General features: G+C 50.4%; 11 protein-coding genes. All 11 read left to right on the top strand.

All coding sequences use genetic code 11. From position 1 onward, the window contains the following. Positions 1 to 181: 181 nt before the first annotated feature. The 11 genes from BZJ19_RS01135 to fliG all read left to right on the top strand — a co-directional run bounded on the left by BZJ19_RS01135 (position 182) and on the right by fliG (position 11,405). Positions 182 to 1,306 carry a flagellin gene (locus BZJ19_RS01135; protein WP_077674315.1) on the top strand — a complete coding sequence of 375 codons (1,125 nt, stop codon included), beginning with the start codon at positions 182 to 184 and terminating at the stop codon, positions 1,304 to 1,306. Between the two features lie 174 nt (positions 1,307 to 1,480). Further along, on the top strand, positions 1,481 to 1,804 hold the full coding sequence (locus BZJ19_RS01130; RefSeq protein ID WP_235608116.1) for a flagellar protein FlaG: 324 nt from the start codon (positions 1,481 to 1,483) through the stop codon (positions 1,802 to 1,804). Between the two features lie 18 nt (positions 1,805 to 1,822). Then, positions 1,823 to 3,181, top strand: coding sequence for a flagellar filament capping protein FliD (gene fliD, locus BZJ19_RS01125; protein ID WP_077674313.1), 1,359 nt, complete (start codon positions 1,823 to 1,825; stop codon positions 3,179 to 3,181). A gap of 11 nt (positions 3,182 to 3,192) precedes the next feature. After that, complete coding sequence (locus BZJ19_RS01120; RefSeq protein WP_131825260.1) at positions 3,193 to 3,486, top strand: hypothetical protein; 294 nt, start codon at positions 3,193 to 3,195, stop codon at positions 3,484 to 3,486. A gap of 12 nt (positions 3,487 to 3,498) precedes the next feature. Next, positions 3,499 to 3,903 (top strand): flagellar export chaperone FliS, encoded by a 405-nt coding sequence (fliS, locus tag BZJ19_RS01115; RefSeq protein ID WP_069589317.1) that lies wholly within the window; start codon positions 3,499 to 3,501, stop codon positions 3,901 to 3,903. Between the two features lie 166 nt (positions 3,904 to 4,069). Further along, the gene (locus BZJ19_RS01110) at positions 4,070 to 5,554 is read left to right on the top strand and encodes a sigma-54 dependent transcriptional regulator (protein ID WP_077674312.1); all 1,485 of its coding nucleotides are present in this window, start codon (positions 4,070 to 4,072) and stop codon (positions 5,552 to 5,554) included. Between the two features lie 139 nt (positions 5,555 to 5,693). Further along, positions 5,694 to 6,743 carry a sensor histidine kinase gene (locus BZJ19_RS01105; protein WP_077674311.1) on the top strand — a complete coding sequence of 350 codons (1,050 nt, stop codon included), beginning with the start codon at positions 5,694 to 5,696 and terminating at the stop codon, positions 6,741 to 6,743. Then, on the top strand, positions 6,740 to 8,143 hold the full coding sequence (locus tag BZJ19_RS01100; protein ID WP_077674310.1) for a sigma-54-dependent transcriptional regulator: 1,404 nt from the start codon (positions 6,740 to 6,742) through the stop codon (positions 8,141 to 8,143). Before BZJ19_RS01105 ends, BZJ19_RS01100 begins: the two co-directional genes overlap by 4 nt. A gap of 111 nt (positions 8,144 to 8,254) precedes the next feature. Then, positions 8,255 to 8,566, top strand: coding sequence for a flagellar hook-basal body complex protein FliE (gene fliE / locus BZJ19_RS01095; protein ID WP_077674309.1), 312 nt, complete (start codon positions 8,255 to 8,257; stop codon positions 8,564 to 8,566). Positions 8,567 to 8,581: 15 nt separating this feature from the next. After that, positions 8,582 to 10,360, top strand: a complete 1,779-nt coding sequence (gene fliF / locus BZJ19_RS01090; RefSeq protein ID WP_069587135.1) for a flagellar basal-body MS-ring/collar protein FliF — start codon at positions 8,582 to 8,584, stop codon at positions 10,358 to 10,360. After that, a complete protein-coding gene (gene fliG, locus BZJ19_RS01085) occupies positions 10,350 to 11,405 on the top strand; it encodes a flagellar motor switch protein FliG (protein WP_069587136.1) in 1,056 nt (351 codons plus the stop codon). Before fliF ends, fliG begins: the two co-directional genes overlap by 11 nt. Positions 11,406 to 11,425 lie beyond the last annotated feature (20 nt).

The following is an 11,425-nucleotide window of genomic DNA, read 5'->3' as shown; positions in this document are numbered from 1 at the left end:
TTCTCCTGTGGACGTTAACTTCCATAGCACCATGAAGCGACGGTGGTTTAGCCATCGTCAGCACGCAAAAAATACTAAAGCTTTTTGACTGTGCGCCGCTAAATGGGTTGTGAAAGATTTTCGAACTGGTTTTCCCTGGTCAGCTGGGCGAAGCCGGACCTAGAACCAAAGGAGAATAGTTATGGCTATTACAGTTAACACTAACGTCCCTGCAATGACTGCTCAGCGTTACTTGAATAACTCAACCGACGCGCTGAACAACTCAATGGAACGTTTGTCATCCGGTTATCGCATCAACAGCGCCAAGGATGACGCAGCGGGTCTGCAAATTTCTAACCGCTTGATGTCTCAAAGCAGTGGTCTGGATGTTGCCGTACGTAATGCCAACGACGGTATCTCTATGGCGCAAACCGCCGAAGGGGCGATGGAAGAGTCAAGCAACATCTTGCAACGTATGCGTGACCTATCTTTGCAGTCCGCTAACGGCGCAAACGGCGACTCTGAGCGTGCAGCTATCCAAGAAGAAGTGGTTGCCTTGCAAGACGAATTAAACCGTATTGCAGAAACCACATCATTCGGTGGTGCGAAACTACTGAACGGCACATTCGGTACGCGTTCATTCCAGGTGGGTGCGGATGCTGGTGAAGCCGTGATGATGGAATTCAAAAACATCCGTGCTGACCATGCTGACATGGGTGGTGCTAGCTTTACTGCAGCAAACGCAAAATCAGCAGGTTGGACAGCAACAGACGGTGCAACCTTAGCCATTACTATCACGGACGCGGATGGTGCAACGACCGCTATCAACGTGACTGCAAAAGGCGGCGATGACATTGAAGAAATTGCTACCTATATTAATGGTCAGTCGCAAGACAAACTGAGCGCATCGGTTACTGAAGATGGTGAGCTTCAGATTGTCACTGCAGCAGGTTCAGATGCTACCTTTACCGGTGCGCTGTCAGCTTCACTGGCAATGGGTACCAAGGTAGATGAAACCATCAAAGATGTGGATGTTTCTACTATCGGTGGTGCACAGAAAGCTGTGGGTCTTATCGATAACGCGATGCAGTTTATCGACTCACACCGTGCTGAGCTGGGTGCGAAACAGAACCGTCTAAGCCACACGATTGCGAACTTGGACAACGTGAACGAGAACGTGACTGCCTCTAACAGCCGAATCCGCGATGTGGACTTCGCTAAAGAGACCACTGAGTTCACTAAGTCTCAGATTCTACAGCAATCTGGTACGTCGATTCTGGCACAGGCCAAGCAGGCGCCGTCAGCGGCACTGAGCCTGTTGGGTTAATCACGCTTTATAACCCAGTAGCGGCGGATACTCCGCCGCTGCGCTAACAGGAGGTGAATCGTAATGGACATTTCATCCGTTTCAACTTCATCCCTGCCTCATACCGGCTCTTCCGACGGCACAAAGATTGCAAGAGAAGAGAGAGTAGGAAAAACTCGGTCTGACCAGGTTAGCGTGAGTCAAAACCAGCAGGCCGTTCGTCGAGAAACGCGTGAGTCTATGCAGCAGCGACGCGTTGAACAAGCGGAGCGTATTAACGAAACCCGTGAAATGCAACGTGAGCAGCTGGAGAAGTTGGTCGAACGTCTCGATGAGTTTATGTCCTCTTTTAACAAAGGCCTAGCATTCCGGCTTGATGAGGATACGGGCAGAAGTATCATCACCGTTTATGAAATGAGCAGTGGTGATATCATCCGCCAAATCCCAGAAACGGAAATGTTAGAGCTGGCCAAGCAATTGTCGCAACATGCGCGAGGGCTGGTGGCAGAAAAGGTATAACGAGGTGAGAGAATCGTCATGGGTGTAAACGCAGCAGGCATGGGTAGCGGTATCGATATCAATGCCATGGTCACTAAGATCGTGGATGCTGAGCGTGCACCCAAACAAGAGCGGATCGTCAAACGCATGAATGATGTCGAAACTGACATCAGTGCGTTTGGCCGCTTAAAAGAATCTCTCGATAAACTCAAAAGTCAAATGTATGACTTTCGTCGCAACGAGTCTTATGCGGCAAGGACTGCCTCAGTCAGTAATTCTGACGCTTTAAGTGCATCAGCGAGTCCTGATGCGATTCCCGGAAAATACCAAATTAATGTTCAGCAGCTAGCAAGCACGCACAAGCTCGTTTCTGCTGGCATGGATTCAGATGCGCCATTAGGTTCTGGTAAGCTCACAATTACCATGGGCAACCGGACAAGCATCATTGATATCCCACAAGGTAAAAATAGTTTAACCGACGTTGTCCGTGCGATTAACAGCGATCCAACCAACCCCGGTGTGCAAGCGTCACTGATCCAAGATAACAGTGGTGCAAGATTGGTTCTAAACGGCACTAAGACGGGGGCGGGCAATCAGATTGCAGTGAACGTTGATGCTCAAATGGGGAGCGCCCTGCATCAACTAGGGTTTAAAGTCGGTCAAGCTGGCAATGGCTTGACGCAAATGCAAGCTGCTCAAGATGCGCAGATTATGATTGATGGTATTGCATCTGTCTCCAGTGAAACCAATACCTTTACCAATGCGATTGACGGGGTGTCACTTGACGTTAGTCAAGCTGGGGCGTCACCCGTTACCTTGTCTGTTGAGCACGATCGTGAGTCGGTACGCTCCACGCTGGAAAGCTTTGTTGATAACTACAATGCCTTTTTCCGTGTGGCGCAAGCCGTGGGCAAATACGATCCCGAGACGCAGCAAGGGGGCCCTTTAGTCGGAGAAAGTGTAATCCGTACGGCCACAAGTCGTTTACGGAACTTGTTTTCATCGCCTATTGAACAAGCACCAGAAGGGATGAAGACACTCAGCGAGCTGGGTGTAACGACCACGATGGATGGTCGGTTAGAAATTGATAGCAAGGTGTTAGATAGACAGCTTCGTCAAAATTTTAACGCTTTAGAAGGTTTCTTTGGTGGAAACAAAGGCTTTGCTCGCCAGCTGGAAGAGGTCGTGAATGGCTTTACCGGTGCCGGTGGCGCCATCAGTAACCGAGAGAATACCTTGTCTGATCAGAAGCTGCGTTTACGTGATGAGCAGCAGGAGCTGGATAGACGGATGGAAAACCTTGAGGCGCGGACCATGAAACGCTTCTCCGCCATGGAAGAAGCGACAGCGCAAATGCGCTCACAGCTTCAAGCAATGCAAAACATCATGCCAGCATGATGACGAGTGAAATGACACACTGGCTTCAGCAATTAGAAGCGATTGATGAGGCGATTGCGCATTCACTAGCCGAACGTGATGCTGATCCCGAAAAACTGGCTCAGCAATTGCATGATAGAAAGGCATTACTCGACCAGATTGCAGCGTCTTCGGAGCAGCCTGATGGTCAAGCATGGGCAAAGGCATTATCAAGAACCGAACAGCTGGTTCAAGCACTCGATAATGAAAGAGCTGATGCTGCCAAGACGTTGTTGCAGCAGCGCAAGGGTAAGCAATCTGTGCAGCTGTATAAGAAATTTCAATAGGTGAGGAAGACTATGAGAGGCTCACTACAGGCCTATAAAAAGGTCTCTGTTGACAGTCAATTAAGCGCCGCGTCGCCTCATAAGGTCATACAGATGTTGATGGCCGGTGCGATTGAACGCTTGATTCAGGGCAAGGCCGCCATGGCACAAGGCGACTTATCCGTCAAAGGTGAGCGGTTAGGTAAAGCGTTGGATATCATTATTAATCTCCGCGCTTGTCTATCAATGGATGATGGAGGCGAAATTGCCAACAACCTGGATGCGCTTTATGACTTTATGATTCGCCAAGTCAGTGAGGCGAATTTGGAAAATAAACCGGAACCCATCGACGATGTGATTGAGATTTTACGTGAGATAAAATCGGCGTGGGACCAGATTCCGTCCGAATACCATAATCTGACCCAAGCGACCAGCTAAACAGCCTACCAAAAGACTGACATGGCACTGGAGTCACAGGTTTACTGTGTCTCCGGTTGCCTTATGCGCGTTCTCTATTACAATGTCTTGATTAAAATTGAGTTTGTTGCGGCTTTTTGGCACGTGACAACAATAATATATCTATCAGGGCAGACGTATCTCACACATGCAAGATTTAGCAAAAATCCTTGTTATCGATGACGATGACCAGTTTCGTCACGATCTCGGCGTGATACTCGACTTTATTGGCGAGCGTTACGCGCTTCACTCGACAGCAGATGTCAGTGACGCACTTTGGGAGCAAAACTGGGGCGCATGTTTTCTTGGCCACGTCCGCTCTTCTGCCTTGCTTGAAAAGGTACTTGAGCAGCTTGCTACCTATCATCATGTTCCTGTTATCGCGATACGTCGCCACGACCGTGAGCTTTCAGGACTGCCAAACTATGTCGGTGAACTGGGTCTCCCCCTTAACTACCCGCAATTATTTGACGCGCTTCACCACTGTCGAGAGTTTGCAGGCAAACAGGCATTTAGCATCCCGCAGCTTAGCGGTGACAATACCGCCTTTCACAACATGGTCGGTAAGAGTGAGGCGATGGGGCAAGTCCGTCGCTTGGTAGACCAAGTGGCTGCCACCGAAGCGAATGTATTGATCCTGGGTGAGTCAGGTACCGGTAAAGAAGTGGTCGCTCGACACATTCATCATGCTTCCTCACGAGCATCCGGTCCTTTTGTGCCGGTCAACTGTGGTGCTATCCCAGCAGAGCTTTTAGAAAGTGAGCTATTTGGTCACGAAAAAGGCGCGTTTACGGGGGCGATTTCCGCGCGTAAAGGACGCTTTGAATTGGCCGAGGGCGGAACCTTATTCCTTGATGAAATTGGCGATATGCCCATGCCGATGCAAGTTAAGCTGCTAAGAGTGTTACAAGAGCGCACCTTTGAGCGAGTCGGAGGGAATAAGAGTATTCGCGCGGATGTCAGAGTTGTTGCGGCCACACACCGCCAGCTTGAGCAAATGATTGAAGAAGGCGATTTTCGCGAAGATCTTTACTATCGCTTAAACGTGTTTCCGATCGAAATGCCGCCGCTTCGAGAGCGTCTTGACGACATCCCAATGCTGATACACGAACTGATGTCGCGTCTCGATAGTGAAGGAAGCAGCCGTGTGCACCTCTCACCACGCGCGATCAACTCGCTCATGGAGCATGAGTGGCCAGGTAACGTACGTGAGCTCGCCAACCTCATTGAGCGTCTTGCGATTTTGTATCCGGGGCAGCTTGTTGACGTCAACCACCTTCCTGCCAAATATCGCTACAGTGATATTCCAGAATTTCAGCCGGAAGCGTATTCAGTGGAAGAAACCGCTGTGGCTGAACGTGATGCCTTAACAGCGATGTTTAGTGAGCCCGACGATGATCCTATGATGGATGAGATGCCAGGCTTTCACGATAGTCCTGGCGCGGTCGTGCTACCGCCGGAAGGCGTTAACCTAAAAGAAATGCTGGCGGATTACGAAGTTGATCTGATTCGACAAGCTTTGGAGGCGCAATCAGGCGTGGTCGCTCGCGCGGCAGACATGCTGAATATGCGAAGGACGACGCTAGTAGAAAAGATGCGGAAATACGGGCTAAATAAAGAAGAACTGATTTAATCCGACCGTGTGTCAAAAAAGCGGAGTCAAAAAAATGACTTCGCTTTTTTGTTTCTAATTGCATGATATAAATAACTATTTTTATGGCATAATCCCTGCTTAATTGGATAAAACCTTTATCAAATCGTGTATTACCGAGATGGAAAGCCAATCGTCGCCACTGGGATCAGTGGATCAACAAGTTACGCGTTATAAACAAGTATTGGATGTCATGCCTGCTGGTGTGATCTTGCTTGATTCAAACGGCCGAGTGGCAGAAGCCAATCCAGAGGCACATCGCTTGTTGGGTGAACCACTCACGCAAGAACGTTGGTTTGACGTGATCCAACGCGCCTTCTCTCCGCGTGATGATGATGGGCATGAGGTGTCGTTAAAAGATGGTCGCCGTGTAAAGCTTGCTATATCGGCATCAGATTCTGGCCAATTGATCTTGATTACCGATATGACAGAGACGCGCTTGCTGCAATCACGGGTCAGTGATCTACAGCGGCTATCGTCCTTAGGGAAAATGGTGGCTTCCTTGGCACATCAGGTGCGAACACCGTTATCCAGCGCCATGTTATATGCGGCGAATTTAGGTGCGCCTAACCTGAATGAAGCCACCCGACAGCGTTTCCAGTTGAAGTTGCTCGATAGGCTGCACGATCTCGAGAAGCAAGTGAATGACATGCTGTTGTTTGCTAAAGGGGGTGATAACAAAGTGGTTGACCGGTTTACGGTTGAGCAGCTTTTTAATGAGTTTGAGCCTATGGTGGACGCGGTCGTTCAAGGGAAGAATGTTGATTTTGCCATCAATAGTGATGACGAAAGCGTGACCTTGCTGGGAAATGTGAATGCCTTAGCGAGCGCACTGAGTAACTTAGTGGTAAATGCTATTCAGGTTGCGGGAAAGGCGTGCCAAGTCGTGGTCGATGCGCGCATGCATGAGAACAATCTCTTGTTATCGGTAGCCGATAATGGCCCGGGTATCGCGCCTGAGCTTCAGGCGAAAGTGCTAGAGCCCTTTTTTACCACCCGCCAGCAAGGGACGGGGTTAGGGCTTGCCGTTGTTCAAATGGTTTGCCATGCCCATAAAGGCACCTTGACGCTTCAGTCAGAGCCGGGTCAAGGCGCTTGTTTTACACTGTGCTTGCCGTTGGCAGACACACCTGCTGCACAAAGCAGTGATAGCGTAGGAGAAACACAATGAGCCAAACAACTGTCCTGATCGTCGAAGATGACGAAGGTTTGCGTGAGGCCCTCGTCGATACGCTTGCCCTTGCCGGATATCACTGGATTGAGGCCGATAGTGCTGAGCAAGCCTTGCTGACCTTGAAATCAGAGGCGGTCGATATTGTCGTTTCCGATGTCCAAATGGCCGGAATGGACGGGCTCGCTCTGCTGCGAACCATCAAAAATAACACCCCGAATTTACCGGTGTTATTGATGACAGCCTACGCCAACATTGAAGATGCAGTGGCCGCGATGAAAGAAGGGGCGATTGACTATATGGCCAAGCCTTTCGCGCCTGAAGTGCTACTCAACATGGTCAGCCGTTATGCTCCGGTTAAAGCGGACAGTTCGGACGCCATTGTCGCGGATCCTAAAAGTGTTGCATTGATGGCGTTGGCCGGCAAAGTGGCAGCGACCGATGCCAATGTGATGATCTTGGGGCCGTCAGGCTCGGGTAAAGAAGTGATGGCGCGATATATCCACGATCATTCTGCGCGCGTGGCGGCGCCCTTTGTGGCGATTAACTGCGCGGCCATCCCAGAAAACATGCTGGAAGCGACGCTTTTTGGTTACGAGAAAGGCGCATTCACCGGCGCCGTACAAGCTTGTCCAGGGAAATTTGAGCAAGCCCAAGGTGGCACCATTTTGTTGGATGAAATTAGCGAAATGGATTTGGGTCTCCAAGCTAAGTTATTACGGGTACTTCAAGAGCGTGAAGTTGAACGCTTAGGGGGCCGAAAAAGTATTCAACTGGATGTTCGCGTATTGGCCACCAGTAACCGCGATCTCAAAGAGTATGTGGGCGAAGGGCATTTCCGAGAAGATCTGTATTATCGGTTAAATGTCTTTCCTATTACTTGGCCGGCACTCACAGACAGGCCCGGCGATATTATCCCACTGGCGAGTCATTTGTTGTCACGCCACTGTCAAAAACAAGGCATGCCGTGTCCTACGTTAAGTCAAGATGCAGAGCAGAAGCTACTCCACTATCCATGGCCCGGCAACGTCCGTGAGCTCGACAACGTGATGCAGCGCGCTTTGATTCTAGCGAGCAATGCCGCTATTCAAGCGAGTGATATTTTGCTAGAAGGCCATGATTGGCATGATGCGTCCGGCTTACAGCTCCGAGTGATGGATAGCCAGCCGGTGGTGCCATCGGTTGCGACATCAGCGGCGTCATTTTCCGACCCGAATGTCAACGGCAATGCTGGATTGGGGAATGAGCTGCGAGATCAAGAGTTTGCTATCATTCTAGACACTATTCGCGCTTGTGAAGGACGCCGCAAAGAAGTGGCGGAGCGGTTAGGGATCAGTCCGCGAACATTGCGTTATAAATTAGCCAAAATGCGTGATGCTGGGATTGAAATTCCAAGCTAACTCCCTAGGATGTGAGGCCTTTGCCAACGTGGCCTCAAAGTTGCAAGTTAGCTGTCATGGCGGAGAAATTCTGACCAAGTTGACAAAAAATTGACACAGTAAGGATCGACGATGAAAGCCAATGCCCTGTCCCAAGAGATGCAAGCCATGGCGGTGGCCGCGAAAAACGTGTCGCAACCAGCGACGGGCCAACAAGTGAGCCAAGAATTTGGCGATATGCTGGCCAGCGCGATCAACCATGTTAACGGATTACAAAAAACATCGGGTGAACTTGCCACGCGCTTTGATGAAGGCGACCGTAGTGTCAGTTTGTCGGATGTGATGATCGCACGTAATAAGTCGAGTGTGGCATTCGATGCAACGGTTCAAACCCGCAACAAGCTGGTTGAAGCGTACAAAGAACTGATGAATATGCCAGTGTAATGTAGGAATTAACCAGTGGCTGAAGAGAATCAAAACACCGATCTGGCAGTCTCCGAAGGGGCGGCAGCATTGCCATCCACGGAGCTTGGGCCAGAGATGGATCAAGACGTACAAGACCCGGATGCGTTAGAGCAGTCTGCCAAGTCTGACTCGCTATTCGGCGACTTGGACATGGTACGTCAGATGATCCTTGTGTTAGCGGTCGCTATCTGCGTCGCGTTGATTATGATGCTGTTTTTCTGGGTTCAAGAACCCGAAATGCGTCCACTGGGCTCGTATGAAACCGAGGAGCTAATTCCGGTGCTTGATCACCTCGATCAAGAAAAGATTAATTATCAGTTAGATGGTAATACGATTCGTGTCCCTGCGGATGAATACTCATCGATTCGTTTGGGACTGACTCGGGCAGGATTAAACACCGCAACCGCTGAAGGCGATGATATCCTTCTTAATGACATGGGATTTGGCGTCTCACAACAGCTTGAGCGCGAGCGCTTGAAACTGAGCCGCGAACGTCAACTTGCCGCCGCGATTGAAGAAGTCCGTCATGTCCGCAAAGCGCGCGTGCTGCTGGCGATGCCAAAGCAAAGCGTGTTTGTGCGTCACAATCAAGAAGCCTCAGCAACTGTATTTCTTACGCTTGGCGGCGCGAATACACTCGGACAAGAAGAGGTAGACTCGATTGTCGATATGGTTGCCTCTGCCGTCCCATCCCTGAAACCGACCCGTGTAACGGTAACCGATCAGCATGGACGTTTGTTGAACTCGGGGAGTGAAGATCCTGCCACGGCAGCACGCCGCAAAGAATATGAGCTTGAGCGTAAGCAAGAGCGCCAGTTACGCGACAAAATCGATTCTATTCTCATCCCAGTATTGGGTTTGGGTAACTATACCTCGCAAGTCGATGTGTCGATGGACTTTAGTTCGCTAGAAGAAACCCAAAAGCAATTTAATCCTAATACGCCCGCCACGCGCAGTGAGTACACTCGTGAAGACTACAATAGTAGTGATATGGTCGCAGGGATCCCGGGGGCGTTAAGTAATCAGCCACCGGCGGACGCATCGATTCCTGAAGACGTTCAAGATTTGAAAAATGGTGGCGCAGGAGACACGGGCTCGGTCAGTCGTGAAGCCACGCGAAACTTTGAATTGGACACTACCATCCGCCACCGTCGTGCACAGTCTGGCATTATTGACCGCCAGACCGTCTCGGTCGCGGTCAACTTTAAGCAAAGCGTGGATCCGGAAACCGGTGATGTGGTGAAAACCCCACTGACCGATGATGAAATCGCAAAAATTCGTCGTTTGTTGATGGGCGGGGTCGGTTTCAGTGAAGCGCGTGGGGACGTGATTGAAGTCATCGCAGTGCCCTTTGTTGAGCCTGAACAAGATATGGCGATGGATGTGCCGATTTGGGAGCATCCAAACTTCAACGACTGGGTGCGCTGGATGGCTGCGGCATTGGTGATTATCGTGGTTATCTTGGTGCTTATCCGCCCAGCCATGAAAAAACTGTTGTACCCAGCGCTCGACGAGGATGGCAATACCGTCGGACCCAATGGCGAGATCTTGGGACCCGATGGCTTACCCATCTCCCCTGACGGTGATGACATTGGCTTGATTGGTTCGGAGCTTGATGGCTCAAGTAACTTTGCGATGTCATCATCGGATGTGTCCTTGCCAAACTTACACAAAGATGAAGATTTGTTGAAAGCGGTGCGGGCATTGGTGGCAAACGAGCCAGACCTAGCCGCACAAGCTGTGAAGAACTGGGTAATGCAAGATGGCAAATGAAGTCGCGACAACCGGCGGTGAAGAGCAACCGGGTACCAGCTTTGATGTCAACTCATTGAGTGGTATTGAAAAGGCAGCAATTTTGTTGTTGAGCCTGAGTGAGCAAGATGCTGCGAGTATTATTCGCCACCTTGAGCCAAAGCAGGTGCAACGCGTCGGTGCGGCCATGACCTCAATGACTGACCTTAACTCCGATAAAGTGGCCGCTGTTCACCGCGCCTTTCTCGAGGAAATCCAAAAATACACCTCGATTGGGATGGGCAGTGAAGACTTTGTTCGTAATGCGTTGGTAGCCGCGCTGGGTGAAGACAAAGCCAACAACTTGGTCGATCAGATTTTGCTTGGCAGTGGCTCGAAAGGCTTGGATTCACTCAAGTGGATGGATCCGCGTCAAGTGGCGAGCATCATCATCAACGAGCACCCGCAGATACAGACCATTGTGCTTTCGTATCTCGACCCCGAGCATTCCGCAGAGATCCTCTCGCAGTTCGTTGAACGTGACCGGTTAGATCTGATGATGCGGATTGCCAACCTCGAAGAAGTTCAGCCTGCTGCATTGCACGAGTTGAATGAAATCATGGAGAAACAGTTCGCCGGCCAAGCGGGGGCGCAAGCAGCTAAAATTGGTGGCTTGAAGGCCGCAGCCGAGATCATGAACTACATGGATAACAGTATTGAAGGCGTGTTGATGGACTCGATTCGCGACCAAGACGAAGAGATGGCCTCGCAAATCCAAGATCTGATGTTCGTATTCGACAACCTTATTGATGTCGACGATCGCGGTATTCAAACTATGCTGCGTGACGTGCCGCAAGAAGTCTTGCAAAAAGCGCTTAAAGGTGCGGAAGATAATCTGCGTGAGAAAATCTACCGCAACATGTCTAAGCGTGCGGCAGAAATGCTGCAAGACGATATCGAAGCCATGGGACCGATCCGTGTTTCAGATGTAGAAGGGGCTCAGAAAGAGATCCTGTCTATCGCGCGCCGTCTCGCGGATGCGGGTGAAATCATGCTTACTGGTGGCGGCGGCGACGAGTTCGTTTAGGCCATTCACGTATCAGAGGT

It is taken from the genome of Salinivibrio proteolyticus (genome assembly GCF_001996165.1).
In the GTDB taxonomy this organism is placed as follows: domain Bacteria; phylum Pseudomonadota; class Gammaproteobacteria; order Enterobacterales; family Vibrionaceae; genus Salinivibrio; species Salinivibrio proteolyticus.
Note: the sequence above shows the minus strand (reverse complement) of the source record. Positions and strands in the feature narration are given on the sequence as shown.